The sequence below is a fragment of the Planococcus sp. APC 3906 genome (assembly GCF_030407685.1).
In the GTDB taxonomy this organism is placed as follows: Bacteria; Bacillota; Bacilli; order Bacillales_A; family Planococcaceae; genus Planococcus; species Planococcus koreensis.
Genome location: NZ_JASDCW010000002.1, coordinates 45,521 through 61,947, shown reverse-complemented (window position 1 = coordinate 61,947; position 16,427 = coordinate 45,521). Strand labels below are relative to the sequence as shown.

20 protein-coding genes and 1 other annotated feature are annotated in these 16,427 nt (G+C 48.6%); of the genes, 8 read left to right on the top strand and 12 right to left on the bottom strand.

Translation table 11 applies throughout. The features are described from left to right. Nucleotides 1–89 precede the first annotated feature (89 nt). On the top strand, nucleotides 90–944 hold the full coding sequence (locus QMA09_RS01675; RefSeq protein ID WP_290211782.1) for a dimethylarginine dimethylaminohydrolase family protein: 855 nt from the start codon (nucleotides 90–92) through the stop codon (nucleotides 942–944). Between the two features lie 45 nt (nucleotides 945–989). On the opposite strand, the gene QMA09_RS01670 is transcribed toward QMA09_RS01675, so the two are convergent. Together QMA09_RS01670 and trpE are read right to left on the bottom strand one after the other, a co-directional pair. After that, complete coding sequence (locus QMA09_RS01670) at nucleotides 990–1,580, bottom strand: anthranilate synthase component II (RefSeq protein WP_290211781.1); 591 nt, start codon at nucleotides 1,578–1,580, stop codon at nucleotides 990–992. Beyond that, a complete protein-coding gene (gene trpE / locus QMA09_RS01665) occupies nucleotides 1,577–2,917 on the bottom strand; it encodes an anthranilate synthase component I (RefSeq protein ID WP_290211780.1) in 1,341 nt (446 codons plus the stop codon). Before trpE ends, QMA09_RS01670 begins: the two co-directional genes overlap by 4 nt. A gap of 74 nt (nucleotides 2,918–2,991) precedes the next feature. Further along, nucleotides 2,992–3,203 (bottom strand) — a binding site (T-box leader). A 209-nt stretch (nucleotides 3,204–3,412) separates the two neighbouring features. On the opposite strand from trpE, the gene QMA09_RS01660 reads away from it, so the two are divergent. From QMA09_RS01660 to QMA09_RS01650, 3 genes are read left to right on the top strand one after another with little or no spacing between them, the layout of a single operon-like run. Next, on the top strand, nucleotides 3,413–4,678 hold the full coding sequence (locus QMA09_RS01660) for an ABC transporter substrate-binding protein (RefSeq protein WP_290211779.1): 1,266 nt from the start codon (nucleotides 3,413–3,415) through the stop codon (nucleotides 4,676–4,678). Nucleotides 4,679–4,682: 4 nt separating this feature from the next. Next, entirely contained in the window at nucleotides 4,683–5,558 is an 876-nt protein-coding gene (locus QMA09_RS01655) for a carbohydrate ABC transporter permease (RefSeq protein ID WP_290211778.1), read from the top strand. Between the two features lie 18 nt (nucleotides 5,559–5,576). Continuing rightward, nucleotides 5,577–6,386: a carbohydrate ABC transporter permease gene (locus QMA09_RS01650; protein ID WP_290211777.1), complete on the top strand. Its 810-nt coding sequence runs from the start codon at nucleotides 5,577–5,579 to the stop codon at nucleotides 6,384–6,386. A gap of 70 nt (nucleotides 6,387–6,456) precedes the next feature. Here QMA09_RS01650 and QMA09_RS01645 read toward each other — a convergent pair whose 3' ends face one another. The 3 genes from QMA09_RS01645 to QMA09_RS01635 all read right to left on the bottom strand — a co-directional run bounded on the left by QMA09_RS01645 (nucleotide 6,457) and on the right by QMA09_RS01635 (nucleotide 8,030). After that, entirely contained in the window at nucleotides 6,457–6,888 is a 432-nt protein-coding gene (locus QMA09_RS01645; protein ID WP_290211776.1) for a DUF2269 family protein, read from the bottom strand. A gap of 5 nt (nucleotides 6,889–6,893) precedes the next feature. Further along, nucleotides 6,894–7,241, bottom strand: coding sequence for an ASCH domain-containing protein (locus tag QMA09_RS01640; RefSeq protein WP_290211775.1), 348 nt, complete (start codon nucleotides 7,239–7,241; stop codon nucleotides 6,894–6,896). A 165-nt stretch (nucleotides 7,242–7,406) separates the two neighbouring features. Then, nucleotides 7,407–8,030: a cell wall hydrolase gene (locus QMA09_RS01635; protein ID WP_290211774.1), complete on the bottom strand. Its 624-nt coding sequence runs from the start codon at nucleotides 8,028–8,030 to the stop codon at nucleotides 7,407–7,409. A gap of 270 nt (nucleotides 8,031–8,300) precedes the next feature. Between QMA09_RS01635 and QMA09_RS01630 the strand changes: the two genes are divergently transcribed. Next, a complete protein-coding gene (locus tag QMA09_RS01630) occupies nucleotides 8,301–8,672 on the top strand; it encodes a PaaI family thioesterase (RefSeq protein WP_290211773.1) in 372 nt (123 codons plus the stop codon). Between the two features lie 42 nt (nucleotides 8,673–8,714). Here the strand turns inward: QMA09_RS01630 and QMA09_RS01625 are convergent, their stop codons facing one another. Next, nucleotides 8,715–9,245, bottom strand: a complete 531-nt coding sequence (locus tag QMA09_RS01625) for a dihydrofolate reductase family protein (RefSeq protein WP_290211772.1) — start codon at nucleotides 9,243–9,245, stop codon at nucleotides 8,715–8,717. Nucleotides 9,246–9,377: 132 nt separating this feature from the next. On the opposite strand from QMA09_RS01625, the gene QMA09_RS01620 reads away from it, so the two are divergent. After that, entirely contained in the window at nucleotides 9,378–9,878 is a 501-nt protein-coding gene (locus QMA09_RS01620) for a metallophosphoesterase family protein (RefSeq protein ID WP_290211771.1), read from the top strand. 34 nt (nucleotides 9,879–9,912) lie between these two features. Here QMA09_RS01620 and QMA09_RS01615 read toward each other — a convergent pair whose 3' ends face one another. After that, nucleotides 9,913–10,767: an STAS domain-containing protein gene (locus tag QMA09_RS01615; RefSeq protein WP_290211770.1), complete on the bottom strand. Its 855-nt coding sequence runs from the start codon at nucleotides 10,765–10,767 to the stop codon at nucleotides 9,913–9,915. Between the two features lie 180 nt (nucleotides 10,768–10,947). On the opposite strand from QMA09_RS01615, the gene QMA09_RS01610 reads away from it, so the two are divergent. Further along, the gene (locus QMA09_RS01610; protein ID WP_290211769.1) at nucleotides 10,948–12,159 is read left to right on the top strand and encodes a DUF3238 domain-containing protein; all 1,212 of its coding nucleotides are present in this window, start codon (nucleotides 10,948–10,950) and stop codon (nucleotides 12,157–12,159) included. A 57-nt stretch (nucleotides 12,160–12,216) separates the two neighbouring features. Here QMA09_RS01610 and QMA09_RS01605 read toward each other — a convergent pair whose 3' ends face one another. The 3 genes from QMA09_RS01605 to QMA09_RS01595 form a co-directional block, all read right to left on the bottom strand. Continuing rightward, complete coding sequence (locus tag QMA09_RS01605) at nucleotides 12,217–12,615, bottom strand: thiol-disulfide oxidoreductase DCC family protein (protein WP_135503463.1); 399 nt, start codon at nucleotides 12,613–12,615, stop codon at nucleotides 12,217–12,219. Between the two features lie 105 nt (nucleotides 12,616–12,720). Then, the gene (locus QMA09_RS01600) at nucleotides 12,721–13,071 is read right to left on the bottom strand and encodes a nuclear transport factor 2 family protein (protein ID WP_290211768.1); all 351 of its coding nucleotides are present in this window, start codon (nucleotides 13,069–13,071) and stop codon (nucleotides 12,721–12,723) included. Between the two features lie 105 nt (nucleotides 13,072–13,176). After that, nucleotides 13,177–13,710 carry a TraR/DksA C4-type zinc finger protein gene (locus QMA09_RS01595; RefSeq protein WP_290211767.1) on the bottom strand — a complete coding sequence of 178 codons (534 nt, stop codon included), beginning with the start codon at nucleotides 13,708–13,710 and terminating at the stop codon, nucleotides 13,177–13,179. A 323-nt stretch (nucleotides 13,711–14,033) separates the two neighbouring features. Here QMA09_RS01595 and queF point away from each other — a divergent pair, with 323 nt between their 5' ends. After that, on the top strand, nucleotides 14,034–14,528 hold the full coding sequence (gene queF, locus QMA09_RS01590; protein WP_290211766.1) for a preQ(1) synthase: 495 nt from the start codon (nucleotides 14,034–14,036) through the stop codon (nucleotides 14,526–14,528). Between the two features lie 75 nt (nucleotides 14,529–14,603). Here queF and QMA09_RS01585 read toward each other — a convergent pair whose 3' ends face one another. Beyond that, complete coding sequence (locus tag QMA09_RS01585) at nucleotides 14,604–15,446, bottom strand: endonuclease/exonuclease/phosphatase family protein (protein ID WP_290211765.1); 843 nt, start codon at nucleotides 15,444–15,446, stop codon at nucleotides 14,604–14,606. A 160-nt stretch (nucleotides 15,447–15,606) separates the two neighbouring features. Beyond that, on the bottom strand, nucleotides 15,607–16,371 hold the full coding sequence (locus tag QMA09_RS01580) for a MerR family transcriptional regulator (RefSeq protein ID WP_290211764.1): 765 nt from the start codon (nucleotides 16,369–16,371) through the stop codon (nucleotides 15,607–15,609). Nucleotides 16,372–16,427: the final 56 nt, after the last annotated feature.

Here is a 16,427-nt window from a genome sequence, read left to right as displayed (position 1 = left end):
CCTTCCCATTATATCTCCGATTCATGTTTTAAGCTTTATTTCAAAAGGGAATGGTACTTTATCAAAGAGCTTTTTGGGAGGAACCCGTTATGTCATCTCATGCAAAAGAAACCCCTTCTGCCTGGTGCAGAAGCGAATATGATCCGCTGCGCCTCGTGCTGCTTTGCCCGCCTAAATACATGGAAATCAAGGAAATCATCAACGATGTTCAAAAGCGCTACCAGCAGGAGAACATAGATGTCGAAACGGCGATGCACCAGCACCGCCAGTTTGTTGCGGCGCTGCAGGAAAACGGAGTGGAAACTGTGATGCTCGAACCTTCCGATCATTTCCCCGAACAAGTTTTTACACGCGACATCGGGTTTACGATAGAAGATACAGTGTTCATCGGCGACATGGCCGCATCTATCCGCCAAGGCGAAGAAGAAGAATTGCAGAAATGGCTGGCCAAACGCCAGATCCGTTTCCAATCTCTCGGCAGCCACCGTGTAGAAGGCGGCGATGTCCTCATCGACCAAGATACGATTTTTGTCGGCATCAGCAGCCGCACGTCAGAAAAGACGATTCAGGAGCTCGAACAAAAGCTCCCTTCGTTCCAAGTCATTCCTGTCCATTTCGACGAACGTTATTTGCATTTGGATTGTGTCTTCAATATCTTGTCGCCGACTGAGGCGTTGATTTTTCCGGAAGCGCTGAGCAGCGAGACCGTTTCCATGCTTGCCGAACGATACACCTTGATCCCTGTCAACCGCGAAGAACAATTTGCGCTTGGCACGAATGTTTTGTCGATTGGCAGCCGGCGTGTTTTCAGCCAGCCGCAGAACCTCGAAGTAAACGCCCAATTGCGGCAGCACGGCTTCCACGTTATCGAAAATGATTTTTCCGAAATCATCAAATCCGGCGGTGCGTTTCGCTGCTGCACCATGCCTGTCATCCGAAAATAAATAAAAGGCGATCCGGGAAGAAAATTTCCGGATCGCCTTTTTGTTTTATTGGATAGCGGTTTTTTCTGCAATCTTTGCCAAAAATGCTTTTACTAAGTCTGCACCAGCGGGTGTGCCGATTGACTCCGGATGAAATTGAAAACCGTAAACCGGCTGGCTCCTATGCTTGATGGCCATGATGCAGCCATCATCAAGCGCGGTTGCTTGGACCTCGAGGCAGTCGGGCACTGTCTCTGCCTGCAAAGCCAGTGAATGATAGCGCATCACAGGGAGCGGCTCCGTAAGACCGCTGAAGAGGCCCTTTCCGTTATGTTCGATGTCTGACACTTTTCCGTGCCTGATTGCTGGCGCCTCAGCGACTTCCCCGCCAAAAGCGGCTCCGATCAGCTGATGCCCCAGGCATACTCCGAGAATCGGAATCGATTTATAGGCTTCCCGGATAAGCTGGATCGATTCCGGCAGTGCGTCCGGGTGTCCCGGCCCAGGTGACAAGATAATCGCGTCCGGTTGTTTGGCGATGATTTCTTCGGTGCTGAGCACGCCGTAGCGTACAACCTCGACCGCTTGGCCCGCTTCAGCGACCGCCTGGTAAATGTTATAGGTAAATGAGTCAAAATGATCGATCAACAGAATCATCCGAACACCTCCGTCAAGGATCGCGCTTTATGAAGCGTTTCTTCGTATTCCGATTGCGGATCGGAATCATGGACAATGCCGGCACCCGCCTGGACATGGACGTTTTCATCCTTGACGACGAATGTGCGGATTGCGAGCGCGACATCCAAATTCCCGTTGAAGCCGATGTAGCCGACCGCTCCGCCGTAAACGCCCCTGCGTTCCTTTTCAAATTGCTGGATCAATTGCATCGCCCGGACTTTCGGAGCTCCCGATACCGTGCCCGCAGGCAGGCAGGAGACGAGTGCATCAAGCGGATGCATTGCGTTGTTCAGCTCCCCGGTGACTTCTGAAACAAGGTGCATGACGTGCTGATATCGCTCAATTGCCATGTATTTCGGAATCTTCACCGAGCCGACTGCCGCCACTTTGCCCACATCATTGCGGCTCAGGTCGACAAGCATCCGGTGCTCTGCCTGCTCTTTTTCATCATTGGCCAGCTCTTCAGCAAGCGCTGCGTCTTCCACTTCCGTACGGCCGCGTTTGCGCGTCCCTGCAATCGGGTTCGTAATCATATGGCCGCCTCGGACCGTCAGCAAGCTTTCCGGCGAGGCACCGACGACTGCATAGCCATCGAAATCAATAAAGAATTGGTAAGGAGACGGGTTCTGCTTGCGCAGCTTGCGGTATAGCTGGAAGGCATTTCCCGCATACGCCGCAGACAAGCGCTGCGACAGCACCACTTGAAAGATATCTCCTTTGCGGATATGCATTTTCGCCTGCTCAACCTGCTTGCGGAATGCTTCGGCACTGATTTTCGAACTGAAAGCCAACGGCGGCTGATGCATTTCCGCTTCTTCCGTTTCCGGCTCGCGCAGCTGCGCTTCAATCTCTTCGACTTTATCTTCAAATGAAATGATCGTGGCATCATGCTTTACATGGTCGAAAACGATGATCGTTTCATAAAGCTGGAGATGGATATCAGGCATCTGCAAACTATTCTCGACAGCTGCCTCGACCGGTTCGTAGACGCCGATTGCGTCGTAGCCGATATAGCCGAGTGCGCCTCCCGTAAACGGCAATCCCTCGACAGCAGCTTCCCGCACCGGCATAAGGCTTTTCAAAAGTTCCAGCGGCTTCCCGGCGTGCAAGGTTTCCTTGCCGGACCTGAAATCCACTTCCCTCAATGTTTCCCCTTCCCCGATATAAGCCTTGGAAGGGTCTGCCCCAATAAATGAATAGCGGCCTGTAGCCGTTGTTTTCAGCGAACTTTCCAGCAGGCATTTGCGCGGCCCTTCTAAACGGTTGAACACCGCAATCGGCGTCAATGAATCTCCTTCGATCTTTTTCATTTTCATCTCTGCTCATCTCCTCTGCTTGTCAATCTTCTTCGTGGCTAAAACAAAAAAGCCCTCAGCAAGGGAAACCCCTTGCTGAGGGCGGATTAACCGCGGTGCCACCTCATGTCAAAGCTGAACCAGCTTTTCCTCTGACCCCAGTAACGCGGGGGAAACGGGCCTCCCTACTCCAACTTCAAGGGGCCACTCATAAGTCCATTCACATGCGTGCCCCGCCAGTTTCCACCTGACACTGGCTCTCTTTGAGAGGCTTTCACATGCTACTCTTCTTATTCGGCGATTTACTCAACTATGCTCAACTCAGCTGTACTCCGGCGATGCCGCTTCCGGCACCTTCTGCCTTAATCCGTACAAAAAGGTTGACCTCATCTTATGAAATCCAGCCGCTTTTGTCAACTGAAAGCAAAATAATAGGATAATTCTGTTTCTGCAAGCCGTTTTAAGGTAATCTAATAATAAGCGAGTCCATTAACTAAATGAGGGGGCAACAAGAAGATGAAAAAACATTGGTTTTTAGCAACCGCATTTTTAACTTTACTGCTGATCCTATCCGGATGTGCCGGGGAAAGCGGCGGGGATGGAGCCGAAAGCGGCGGAGACTCTGGCGATAAGACAAAAATCAGCTTTATTCATTGGCGCGGCGAAGATAAAGCGGTCCTTGATGAAATCATTACTGAATTTGAAAGCGCTAATCCGGATATCGCGGTGGAAATGAACATTTATCCATCCGATCAATACCAAGGCACTGCCCAGCGGATGCTAGCGGACGGCGCAACCGGAGATGTCTTCACATCATTCCCTGGAGCCCAGTTCGAATCGATTCAAAGCGCCGGCCTGTTTGAAGATTTAAGCGGCGAAGAGTTCGTTGCTAACTTTGACGAAAACCTTATTTCAGTTGGACAAAAAGACGGCAAGCAATACGCGGTCCCTTACCAGCTCGTTTTCAATATGCCGGTCTACAACAAAGGCATGTTCGATGAGCTGGGCTTGGAAGCTCCGAAAAGCTGGACTGAGTTCCAGGAGACGGCTGATACCTTGCTTGAAAACGGGATCACGCCGATTGCTTTCCCCGGTGCGGACATTGGTCCGAACCAGTTCATGAACAGCATGATGATGAACAATGCTCCTGATGAAGAGATTTTCGCCAAATTGCAAAGCGGCGAAGAGTCATTGACCAATGAATGGTGGGTCAAAACGCTGGAAGACTTCAAATTATTGGCTGACAAAGGCTATATCCAGGAAAATGCCTTAGGCACCAACGCGGATGCTGCCATGTCGATGGTAGCCAATGAAGAAGCTGCCATGATTGCGACCGGCTCTTACCATATGGCTTCCCTCTTAAAACTGAACCCTGACTTGCAATTGGATTTGCTGGCGCCTATTACAGTAGAAGAAAGCGAAATGGTCTACGAAGGCATCAACACTGCGACTTTCATGCTTGCAGTCAATAGCAAGTCTGAGAAAAAAGAACAAGCGAAGAAATTCATCGAGTTCCTGAGCCAGCCTGAGATTGCCTCTAAATACGCAAACGAAACTGGCCAGCATTTGACAGTTACTGACGTCACGTACGAATCAGAGGCTTTGAAAAATACCGCTTATTGGATCGACGAAAAGAAAACACGATTCCAGCCGCGCTTTTTGATCACCAACGCGCAAATCGAAGCAGCTGTACTCAGCTCGATTGAAAATGTCCTGGGCGGAGAAGAACCTGCAGCTGCAGCCGAAGCTGCCCAAAAAATCGTAGACGAAAACAGGGAATGAGATTATGAGAACACCTAAATCCATCTATCTATTTTTCTTGCCTGGCCTCCTCTTATACAGCGTCTTTTTCCTGTATCCGACGGTCAGCGCGTTATTCTATTCTTTCACCAATTGGGACGGCTTCAGCGATGCCTTCCAGTTTGTCGGCATCGACAATTACCAGCGCGCGTTCACAGCGGATTCGATTTTCCGGAAAACCATCGGCAATAACTTGAAATTCATGTTTGTCGTCGTTATTTTCCAGACGATTGTCGCATTGGCATTTGCCTTAATCATGTTGAAAAATACAAAAACCACCATTTTCCTGCGGGCGTTGTATTTTTTCCCGACAATCTTGTCATCGGTGTCCGTGGCTTTCATTTGGGCGTTCATCTACGACCCTTCCCTTGGAATCCTGAACCGCGGCCTGTCGGTGATCGGCCTCGATTTTCTGGCGCAAAACTGGCTCGGGAATGCCAATATCGCCATCTACTCGCTGGCAATTACACAGGTCTGGTTCCACGCGGGCCAGATGCTGATCATTTTCGTTGCCGGCTTGCAGGCGATCCCACAGGAAATGTATGAAGTGGCAAAAATCGAAGGAGCCAGCAAATGGCAGACGTTCCGCAAAGTCACTTGGCCGCTGCTGGCGCCTTCCGCAACCATCGTCGTCGCCTATACGACCATCCAATCATTCAAAGCGTTTGACTTGGTGTTTGCGATGACCGGCGGCGGACCGAATTATTCGACGGAAATCATCGCGACCTATATCTACAGCGTTGCATTCGAAGGCTATCAATTTGGCTACGCCAGCGCCATTTCCGTTATTTTCATGATCATCATCGCTTTTATCACGTTTCTGCAATTCAAAGCATTGCGATCGGATCGGGTCTCTTATTAATGAAAGGAGGAAAACAGTGTGCTTTTCCGAAGGTTTTCCCTCATCGTCTATGCTTTATTAATTTTGATTCCGTTGTTGGTCGTAATGCTGACGTCAGTCAAAACACTTCAAGAAACATTCGCCAACCCGCTCGGCTTTCCTGAAGGCGGCATCAAGTTTGATAATTACATTGCGATTTTCCAAGAACAGACGATGGCTGGCTATTTCTTGAACAGTACGATTGTGACACTTTTCTCTGTCACGCTGACCTTGCTTTTCGCGTCGATGATCGCTTATGGCATCACCCGGCTCAATAGCTGGATCGGCAACGCCTTATTCGTCTTGTTCACGCTCGGCATGATGGTGCCTGCGCAAGTCATCATGGTGCCGCTGTATTCGCTGATGCTCGATTTCGGATTGACGAACAGCCTGGTGGGATTGATTTTGGTCAACATCTCATCCACGCTGCCGATAGCGGTATTCATCCTCACCGGCTTCATGAAAACGTTGCCGAAGGAATTATTTGAAGCTGCCACCATCGACGGCGCAGGCAATTGGCAGATGTATGCGAAAGTCGCCATTCCGCTATCGCTGCCGTCTTTGTCAGCCACTGCTATCTTCCTGTTCGTGATGCATTGGAATGACCTGTTGTATCCCTTGCTGTTCATTACGGACAATGCGTATAAAACCTTGCCTCTTGCATTGCTTGAGTTCCAAGGCCAGTATTCGACAAACTACCCGATGCTGTTCACCGGCGTCATCATCGCCTCTGCACCGATGGTCATAGCCTACGTCTTCCTGCAGCGTTTCTTCGTTGCCGGCATGACGGCTGGAGCAGTAAAAGGCTAATCAAAGATGACAATAGAAAAAGACAATGCCTGGTGCGAATTCTCACCAGGCATTGTCTTTTTTTCGCTTCTTACCAGAAAGCAGGTTTCGCCACCATCAGCCACAGCATCAATCCCAGCAAAAGAACGTAAAGCCAAATTGAGCGGTTCAACTCGCGCAGCAATGCCCCGCGGTTGGCGCCTGGCTCCTCGAATTTCCGCAGCACCGGTTTAAAGGCCCGTGCCAGAAAGAAAATGGAACCGGCCATCACAGCGAGCGTCAAAGCAATCCAGGAATCTGTCCACGCCCAACCGCTTTGCCAGATGAGCAAGGCGCCGGTAGCCACCAGCACATGCCCGGCATGTTTGACGAGCCGGACAGCTGATCTGAAAGTGGCAATCTGCGAGCTTAGGACAACGTCTTCCGCGCCGCCCATCCGCTTCACCAGCGGAAGCAGCACAAAAAACGGGCCAATCGACAAAATCGCACTGAATATATGGAGATATAAAACTACGGTATACATATTATCTATTTCTGCAGCTCTTTAAATTCATGGACCCAGACGCCCATTTCAGGAAGCCATGGCATCCCCGGATGGAATTTCAAAATCGATTGCTTGTAGTCTTCAACGCTATCAAAGCCTTCCTGGCGCGCTTTCTCCTCGTTCAAATCGCCCAGCGTTTCCGCATAAACCCGTTCCACTGTGAATTCGCGCCCTTCCAGCACCATCACTTCTCCGATATCGGCGTAGCGGCCATTGCGCCGCGTAGCTGTTTTGGAGCCCGCCAGCACTTTTTGCACATCTTTTTCATTTGTTACCAAGCGTTCAATGCTGCAGGTTTTTGGCGGCAACCCGCCTTTTGTATGATCAGACATCTTTTATTCCACCTTCCATTCGTTCTTTTTCATTATATACGTTCTAGCCCAGCAACAGGCATTCCCACACAAAACATCCCATATTTCAAACTGCAAAAGCAATAAAAAAGCCGCCGGTTTCCCCGGCAGCTTGCCAGCTGGAACTTCCAGCCCTTTCACTTTTTCTTAATAGGCAAAAATATGCTTGCCGATTCTTTTGATCGTCGGGCGTGAATAAATCCATGAATCTGTAACACCGGCAGGATTGTAATAATATGTCGCGCCGCCGGACGGATCGGATCCCAACATCGCAGCCCGCGCCGCTTTATAAGCTGTTGAGTTCGGGTTCATCCGGTATTGGCCGTCGCTCACTGCGGTAAACGCATTGCGCTGAAAAACGACATTGTATGTAGAGTTCGGGAACTTGCTTGAAGACACCCGGTTCAAAACAACAGCTGCCACAGCCACTTGGCCAGTATAGCTTTCCCCACGCGCTTCCCCGTAGACTGTACGCGCCAACATTTCCACTTCTTTCAATTCACTGCGTGTCATCGGGCCGGTAAAGCCGGTTGCCGGAACGCCAAAATCACGTTGAAAACGAATGACCGCGTTTTTAGTAATAGAACCGTAGTACCCGGTCGGATTCGTATTGAAATACCCAAGTTTCTTGAGCTGGCTTTGCAAGGCAGACACTTCCTTGCCGCTCACTCCCGTATGCAAATCTGGCGCATGTGCTTCTGCTTCTGTTTGAGAAAAACTTAAAAAGAATACGGTCAATAGTCCAAATACAAGCTTCTTGAAGATCTTCATGTTTTCTCTCCCTTCTATTTAGGGAATAGTTAGACAATCCCTTCCATTCAGTATAAAGATTGACAGTAAAGGAAGAAACCCGACAGACCTACTTGATTTCAAACATATGGAACGTTCTAAAGTCGTACGATTACTTGCCAAGGGACAATTTTCTACCATTTTCGCAATATTTATATGAGAAAAGCCTTAAGTCCAGCTTTATTAAAAAGGAATCGCTCTGCTTTAAAGCGAATACCTTATGACACACGAATGTTCCAAGGAGGCAATGCCATGTTCATTCCACAGCCTTTTGATGAATTTCTTGAAGTGAGATACGAACGGATCACCGACACGAGCGTTAAAGTGACGTTGTCCATAAAGCCGGTTTTTACTGCCAGTTCCGGATTCATACGCGGCGGCATTATTTCTACGCTCGCCGACGCAGCGCTCCGCAACGCTGTTTCGCCCGATGAAAACGGCCGTCCGAAAGTCGCTGCTGTAGATGTGAATGTAACGTTTTTAAAGAAATCGAAATCCGCGATGCTGATCGCGCGTGCATTTGCCGTAAAAGAAGGCGCGAATCTCACTCACGCGGATTGCATCATCCACGATGAGCACGATCAAGTGATTGCCAAAGCGAAAGCGATTTTGTTCAATCATTAAAAAAATCCGAAAGCGCGAAGCTTTCGGATTTTCAATCATGCATCATTTCCTGACAAGGTGCAGTTGGGCGAATTGGCCGGTTTGTTTTGCGCTCAATAACGTGAACTCCGTTTCCATGTCCATCGGCCGGAACAGCGGAATGCCGTCGCCGATCAGCACCGGGGCATACGAGATGATCAATTCATCGATGAGCCGCTCTTTCAGAAAAGCGTGCAGCAATTGGCTTCCGCCAATGACCCAGATGCCTTTTCCGGGTTCTTTCCGAAGACGCTCCACAAAGGCTGGAATCGCTTCATCGGTAAAAGTGGCATGCTCATCAGAATCAGGAGCCGATTTGGAAAATACATATGATTTTTTATCGGTGTATGGATAGTTTCCGTTCTCATGCTCCATCACCCACTCATACGTACGGCGCCCCATAACAACAGTATCGATTGTTTCCATATACTCTCCATACCCAGCGTCCCCATCCATTTCCACTTTGAACAGCCAGTCCAGCGAATCACTTTTTGTCGCAATATAACCGTCCAGGCTCGCCGCAATGTAACAGCTGACTTTCCGTTTGCTTGTCATCCCGTTGCCTCCTTATCTTTTTCAATCTCAATCACTTGCTTCTATTTTGACGCTTTCCCTTTTTATAATCAATGGCTTCCGCCCTGGTCTTTTGGTAAAGTGTAAGAAATCCACTCTGAGGGAGGCTCTCACATGAAAAAGATTGTCATTGTATCGGATACGCACATTCCCGTCCGCGCCAAAAAGCTGCCGCAGGCACTGGTCGCTGAATGTGAAACAGCGGATTTCATCATTCATGCAGGCGATTGGCAGACGATGGATGTTTTTCATGAATTGTCGGCTTATGCCAACACAGACGGCGTCACGGGAAACGTTGACCCCTGGGACATCCTTGACCGCTTCGGCAAGAAGAAGATTTTCGATATTGAAGGTTTGAAAATCGGCGTCATCCACGGCGACGGCATCCGCAATACGACGGAACAGCGGGCGTTTGAGGCATTTGCTGACGACAATGTCGACATCATCGTCTTCGGCCATTCCCATATCCCCGTCATGCGCGATGCAGGCGGCGTGACGCTTTTCAATCCCGGTTCCCCTACGGATAAGCGGCGCCAACCCCAGTACTCGTTCGGCCTGCTGGAAATCGGCGACTCCTGGCAGCTCCGCCATGTATTCTTTGATAAAGAACAATAAGAAAAGTGGACTGGGCATCGCCCAATCCACTTTTTTATTTGTTTTCTCTTTTCAGCACAAAACCGAGTTTGCTTAAAGCCATTTCGAGGTTCGCTTCAATAATTTCGCCTTTTAAAGCTGCAGCAAAATGCGGCACTTTCAACGCCATAAATGGCTGGATGCCCGTAATTACCGGAGCGACGCCAATGATTTTCAGCGCACTGACAAGCATCAGTAAATACTTGCCCACTTCCGAGTTGAGTTGTGTGACGCCGGAAACATCGATGATTAAATACTCCATTTCTGCCCCGCATTTCTCCAGCACATCCTCAATGATCGCCTGCGCACGCCGTGGCGTGATATGGCCGATTATTGGCAGGATGGAAACGCCTTTCGTCACAGGCACAAGCGGAGAAGAAAGCGACTGGATTTGTTCGTTTGCTTTTTCAAGCTCCAATACATACGTCAAAAGTGCTGACATCATTTCAAAAGATTGTTGATGTTCTTCTGTAAAGTCGAAGGGCTGGTTATCCAATCCGCAAATCGTGCCATAGATGTCGCCATTTTCATAATAAACCGGAATCCCCATGAAAGAACCGTTATTGAATTGCGAAGCGATCTTGAGCTTTCCAGCAACTTCGCTTTTCGAGATATCGCCAATCTTCAATGGCTCATCGCCATAATTGACACTCAGACTGCAAAAAGTCTGTTCAAAAGGCGTAGAGCTCCCTTCTTGCACCAACTCTTCCCTGGTGTTGACCGCTTTGATGATTTTATTGGTAACGCCGTCGTTTTTCGCAATGAATAAGGTATTGATGTTCATTTGCTTGCTGAGCATATGCAAGATGTGTTCAGCAGCCTCGTCAAAATTTTGGAAGCTCCTCAGTTTTTTCATATCTTTCAAAGACATTTTTTCTTCCTCCTTCATGAGGCCGGCATGCATATACCGTTTTAGATTCTTTTTTAAACATACTATTTGTTTCTGGGATTTGCAAATTGATGCAGGATGCTTCAGGCGGCCAAAGAAAAGGTTCAGGAGTTTCCACAAGCGGGTATAGCCTAACATACCCTTTTAAAGGAGCTGAAGCGGATGAATGCGAAAGAAGATAGCTTGGAAATCGACTTGCTGCACCAGACAGATACAATCATCGAGTTTAAATGGACCCATACCGGCGACACATGCAAAGTGAAAAGAGATGCCGAAACCATCTACACGGGCACGGGAAATTCTTTTCAGGACACCGGCTTGGAGCCGGGGGAACTTTACACATACACAATCGAACGGCTCGATGCTGCTGGAACCGCCAAAGAACGGATTAAAATGCGGACTTCTACCGAAAATCGCTCTGAGGACTGCAACAACCTCCTCGAGCGGGCCGCAGTTACCGCCATTGTTTCCAAAGCAAAAATTTCATTGGCCTGGAGCGCTATCGAAGGGCTTCAGGAATTCGAAATTTATCGGGATGGGGAATTGATTGGCACTGTCGAAAAAAGCCAATTCTCCGATTACAGTGCTTCGAAAGACATTGGGCACACGTATCAGGTAAACGCCAAACGCCCTCTTGAAAAATCGGAATCCACATTCAGCGGCGAAAAATCGCTGGCTGCCCGCGTTTTCGGCATGCTCAATATTAAGTCTTCACAAGAGGAAGCAGCTATGGAAAAGTTCGGAATAACCTTTGAGTTAACTTCTGCCGACTATCTCTTATCGGGTTCACCGACAACCGATGTGGAAGACCAGAACCTGAAATGGGATTTCCGCTATAGCACCTTTTTGCCAGATGATTATTTGCTAAACCCCAACCTCCTGTCATTCAACCGCTATTTTTCAGGCGACGATCGGGGATTTGATGCCGACTCCTCCCATTACCGGACGCAAGTGAATTTCAACATCGACTTGAAAGAAAGCGACGCTGCGCTCAAATTCACGAAAGATGTCGGCATCAGCATCGCCTATGATTGGCGCAAGAAATTCCGGAAGGCAGATGTGGCTTCTGCTGAGGATGTCTATTTGGAGACAGTGGAAGAAGACGAACGCAACGTCACATTGCAATTGCACCATAGTGTCGGCAACCCGCTGACTCCATCTCCCAATATTGACTATGACGTTGCGGCAAGGTTTTACCGCGATGGCCATTACGACATTGCCGGGATGCACGATCAGGCGCCGAACCACGAAGTTTATCTGCGCAATAGCGGCGATAGCAACTGGAAGGAAATTCATCAGGCGGAAAGCAAAGGCCTTGCATGGATGTCCGACACTATTGCCAGCCAGTATTGGCGCATATTGAATTTTCATTGAACCTAATTGTATATGGCATAAAAAAAGAGCCGAAGCGCAATGCGCCTCGGCTCTTTGTCATTTATCCAAGAATCGTTTGCGGATATGCGGCGGCGGCAGCATGCAGCTATCAAGCTTGCCGAATACTTTATAACGGTTTTTGGCAATCACATCGTACGCTGCGTCTCCAATGAAACGCGGGAACGGCTTCAAGTAATAAGCGAGTTTCCACAGGCCCGTCAAATGATTGGAAATCATTAATGCGCCTTCCGATTTCACATAAGCCTGTCCGTCTTTAATGAGCACCAAGCTATCTACATCAGCTGGTACTTCGTGCTTTCTGCTCAGCTCTTTGCCGATATCGCTCTGCAATGAGGCGAATTGATAATAGCCTGCAGGATCGTGATTTATGATGAATTGAACGCTGGAGTCGCAGAAATTGCAATCTCCATCGAATAAAATAATCGCATGTTCCATTATTTTTTCCTCCTTCATTAAAAAACCCACATACATGGCCGGACCGGTTTTTCCGGTTCCAGCCTATATAGCTATTAAATAACCTCTTTTGCCCCTGCTCAAACACTATTCCCTTGCCACAGTCCCTTGATTGAAGAATAGTCTCCAGCCTGATGCCCTCTTTTTCCAGACCGAACTGCGCAGTGTTTCTCGCCCGCTCTGTTCGTTGACAATCTTATACGTCGTCAACACCGCTTCCGGTCCGAGCTCATGCAGCTGAAAATCGGAGATTGTCAATGGATCCGTAGACAATGCATGGTCACCCTCGATATCGGCCCGGTAGATCATGTATCCGGAACTGCCGATTTCAAAAAATTCATCATCCAGCACCGCCCCGATTTTCTCTTTGGAACTCCGCACTTCAGGCTTCAGGTGGCTGCATTCGAGGCGGTAAATCTGTTGTTTTAACTCTTCCATTTGGACACTCCCTTTAACGGCATTTCCTTAACTTTAGGCAACTGCCTGCCGCCAGTCAAGAAGACGCTAAAAAGAACATCCCCGCTTCTGCAAGCGGGGATCGATTTATTGTTTTTTCTCGTCATCGTAGAATTCGTCCATGTGTTTGCCAGGCTGGTCTTGCGGGCCGTCGGAAGAACCGAAATCTTCGACATCCTCAAAACTGTCATCGTAATCGCGCAGCCGGCTGTCGTCTTTTTTTGCTGGCCGGGAAGTTGAACTGCCCATGGCATCTTCTTCTGGCGGCCGTGTCGTCATATCCAAATTATGCTGGGCATGGTCGATACACGTCAATGCCGTCGGCAAAGCTTCAAGCCGCTCAAACGGAATGTCCTTTCCGCATACAGCGCATTTTCCGTAAGTCCCTGTTTGTATTGCAGCAAGTGCGTCGTATGTTTCGTCCAGTTCTTCTTGCTTGAACTGATTGATCGCCATTCCGCGTTCCTGGTCGAACAAGTCCGTCGCATTGTCTGCCGGGTGGTTATCGTAATTGGAAAGCTCGGTGCGCTCGAATTCCTCTTTATGTTCGATGCGCCCCTCAAGTTTATTTTTTTGTTCTATCAATATTGCCTGCATTTGTTTTAACTGTTCGTCTGTCATCATTATTCCTCCTCAAAAAGCTGCTTGTTCTGTATATTGCCTTTTTCAGCAAAATCAAACCTGGCGGGGGTTTCCCCGCCGGCAATTCATGATTTCAAGCTGCCGGCTGAAAAATGGATTTGACAGCATTCTGAAAGTCTTTTACTATGAGTGAAGCTATTGAAAATTCATAAGCCGGCAACGGGAGAGGTTCATAGCATTTCACCCTCTATAAAAAACTATGGATCGACGAATTCAGCCGTCTACAGACGCAACCGGCTTTTTCTTGTTCCTTATTTTATAGGCCTCTCTCAAGCCCACACACTTGAAGGAGGCCTTTTCATATGGCAGGACGCAACGAAGAGACATTGGATCACCTAGCACTTCTCGGCAATCAAAACACGAAATACAAATTCGAGTACGATCCGGATATCCTGGAAGCAATCGATAATCTGCATACCCGCGATTATTTCGTGAAATTCAATTGCCCGGAATTCACATCGCTATGCCCGCAAACCGGACAGCCTGATTTTGCGACAATTTACTTAAGCTTTATCCCTGATAAAAAATTGGTGGAGAGCAAATCGCTGAAACTGTATTTATTCAGCTTCCGCAACCACGGCGACTTCCATGAAGATGTCGTCAACATCATCATGAACGACTTGATCAAGCTGCTCGATCCCCGCTATATCGAAGTTTGGGGCAAGTTCACGCCGCGCGGCGGCTTGTCGATCGATCCTTATACGAATTACGGAAAACCGGAAACGAAATACGAAGAAATGGCTTCCTACCGCATGATGAACCACGACATGAACCCGGAAACAATCACCAATAGATAATAAAAATCGCCTGCATGAGCTACATGCAGGCGATTTTTCGTGTATATATCCAATTAAAGGCTTCTCCGCTTTTCATCAAATTTTTTGGGGAGTCTTTTTTGCCGGCTTTTTGGTGCCGACTTTTGCAGGCACTAAGAGAAAGTCAGCCACAATCGGCAAATGATCCGATACATCGGTATGCATGATTGCGCTTTGAATCACTTCAAGCTGGGAACAAGAGAAAATATAATCGATTCGCGTCGCCGGTTTAAAGATTTCCCCGGTTTCTTCATTTGTATAAGGGGCGGGATACGTATACGCATCCCCTCTTTTCATCTTCAAAAAAGCGTCCGAATAATGGCTGTGAAGTTTTTGGATATGGGGATGCTGCGGCGGCGCATTAAAATCACCAAGCACGATGCGCGGCAATTGGCGCCTGCCCGAAATATTCAGCAGCTCCCCAATATTGACTTTAAGTTCTTCTTCTTTTAAAGCGAGGTGCGTATTAAAGACATGGATATGCTTGCCTTTCACTTCCACGACCGCTTCCAGGATTCCGCGCTGCTCGTTTGTGCCAAAATCACTTTTGACAGGTGTCAGGGAATGATTTTCCGAGTATTTGATCGGGTATTTGCTAAGAATGGCATTACCGTATTGGCGGCGCGGCTGGTCGGCTGCTGCCGGTTCGATGTCCAAGTTCGCTCCGAATGCAGCATGCATCCCAAGCCTTTCGCTGAGCCAGTCCACTTGGTCCATAAACGAGCTGCGGTCCGAGAAGAACCGGTCCACTTCCTGTAATCCAATAACGTGGGCGCATGAGTCTTCTATGATCGAAGCTGTTTTTTCCAAATCCACAATACCGTCCATACCCAAGCCATGAGCAATATTGAATGACATGACTTTCACCGAAATATTCGCTTCCATTCTTCCTGCGTGCATACAAACATCTCCTTTAGAATCAGGCAATTCACCGGCAAGCACCCGAGTTAAAGTTATTGTAGCAGGTGATTGTTGCGTATTAATATCGCACATGTTAAGGATTGTAAAGAAAGTGTAAAAGGCAGCTCCGGGAAAAATCGGAACTGCCTTTTGCGTTTGGTTATTGGTGAAATCCGACGTATACATGAATGGCATCGCGCAGGAATTCGGCTGCTCCCGGGCGGACCTTCTCGTAATAGGCTGAAAAACGCGGATCATCGACATACATCTGCGCAAGTCCGGCATGTGCTTCTTTGCTATAAGCGGGCCAAGTGAAGTCCAGCCATTCTTTATGCAATGCAGCCGCTTCCTGAGCTGCTGCGCCCGAAGCATTGCCGGCTTCCATGGCTTCCGCGAGTTTGGCCAGCAGCCTCTTTTCCGTCGCCATGAATTCTTCGTACTGCGCTTCACTCATATTGAACATTTTGGCATTCGACTGGGCAACGACATCATCGCCGTAAGCCTCCCGTACTTCCTTGCCGTAGCGCTGCTCATTGTCCTCAATCATTTCTTTCTTGAAGCCTTCGAATTTTTCGTTGTCGCTCATGCTAATGGTCCCTTCCTTTGCGGATATTGTTCCCTCCACAGTATTGATCAGGCGGTCGAGCTGCGCGCGCCGCTCAAGGAGCTGGCGGCGGTGCGCTTGCAAAGCTGCGGTCCCGTCGAATGACGGATTGTTGACGATTTCTTTGATGCTTCCGAGATCCATCCCGAGTGCACGGTAAAAAAGGATTTGCTGAAGCTTATCCACTTCCCTGCCGCCATAGATCCGGTAGCCCGCGGAGTTTTTCCGCGCAGGCTCAAGCAATCCGATTTCATCGTAATACCGCAATGTCCTTGTACTGACACCCGCTATATGCGCGAGTTTTTTGATTGTGTACTCCATCTGCCCACCTCCTGATGGATCTACTTTACACCTTGACGCAACGGCAAGGTCAAGCC

Coding starts and splice junctions, on each gene's coding strand:
- QMA09_RS01675 (WP_290211782.1), top strand. CDS start 90: ATGTCATCTCATGCAAAAGAAACCCCTTCTGCCTGGTGCAGAAGCGAA.
- QMA09_RS01670 (WP_290211781.1), bottom strand. CDS start 1,580: ATGATTCTGTTGATCGATCATTTTGACTCATTTACCTATAACATTTAC.
- trpE (WP_290211780.1), bottom strand. CDS start 2,917: ATGAAAATGAAAAAGATCGAAGGAGATTCATTGACGCCGATTGCGGTG.
- QMA09_RS01660 (WP_290211779.1), top strand. CDS start 3,413: ATGAAAAAACATTGGTTTTTAGCAACCGCATTTTTAACTTTACTGCTG.
- QMA09_RS01655 (WP_290211778.1), top strand. CDS start 4,683: ATGAGAACACCTAAATCCATCTATCTATTTTTCTTGCCTGGCCTCCTC.
- QMA09_RS01645 (WP_290211776.1), bottom strand. CDS start 6,888: ATGTATACCGTAGTTTTATATCTCCATATATTCAGTGCGATTTTGTCG.
- QMA09_RS01640 (WP_290211775.1), bottom strand. CDS start 7,241: ATGTCTGATCATACAAAAGGCGGGTTGCCGCCAAAAACCTGCAGCATT.
- QMA09_RS01635 (WP_290211774.1), bottom strand. CDS start 8,030: ATGAAGATCTTCAAGAAGCTTGTATTTGGACTATTGACCGTATTCTTT.
- QMA09_RS01630 (WP_290211773.1), top strand. CDS start 8,301: ATGTTCATTCCACAGCCTTTTGATGAATTTCTTGAAGTGAGATACGAA.
- QMA09_RS01625 (WP_290211772.1), bottom strand. CDS start 9,245: ATGACAAGCAAACGGAAAGTCAGCTGTTACATTGCGGCGAGCCTGGAC.
- QMA09_RS01620 (WP_290211771.1), top strand. CDS start 9,378: ATGAAAAAGATTGTCATTGTATCGGATACGCACATTCCCGTCCGCGCC.
- QMA09_RS01615 (WP_290211770.1), bottom strand. CDS start 10,767: ATGTCTTTGAAAGATATGAAAAAACTGAGGAGCTTCCAAAATTTTGAC.
- QMA09_RS01610 (WP_290211769.1), top strand. CDS start 10,948: ATGAATGCGAAAGAAGATAGCTTGGAAATCGACTTGCTGCACCAGACA.
- QMA09_RS01605 (WP_135503463.1), bottom strand. CDS start 12,615: ATGGAACATGCGATTATTTTATTCGATGGAGATTGCAATTTCTGCGAC.
- QMA09_RS01600 (WP_290211768.1), bottom strand. CDS start 13,071: ATGGAAGAGTTAAAACAACAGATTTACCGCCTCGAATGCAGCCACCTG.
- QMA09_RS01595 (WP_290211767.1), bottom strand. CDS start 13,710: ATGACAGACGAACAGTTAAAACAAATGCAGGCAATATTGATAGAACAA.
- queF (WP_290211766.1), top strand. CDS start 14,034: ATGGCAGGACGCAACGAAGAGACATTGGATCACCTAGCACTTCTCGGC.
- QMA09_RS01585 (WP_290211765.1), bottom strand. CDS start 15,446: ATGCACGCAGGAAGAATGGAAGCGAATATTTCGGTGAAAGTCATGTCA.
- QMA09_RS01580 (WP_290211764.1), bottom strand. CDS start 16,371: ATGGAGTACACAATCAAAAAACTCGCGCATATAGCGGGTGTCAGTACA.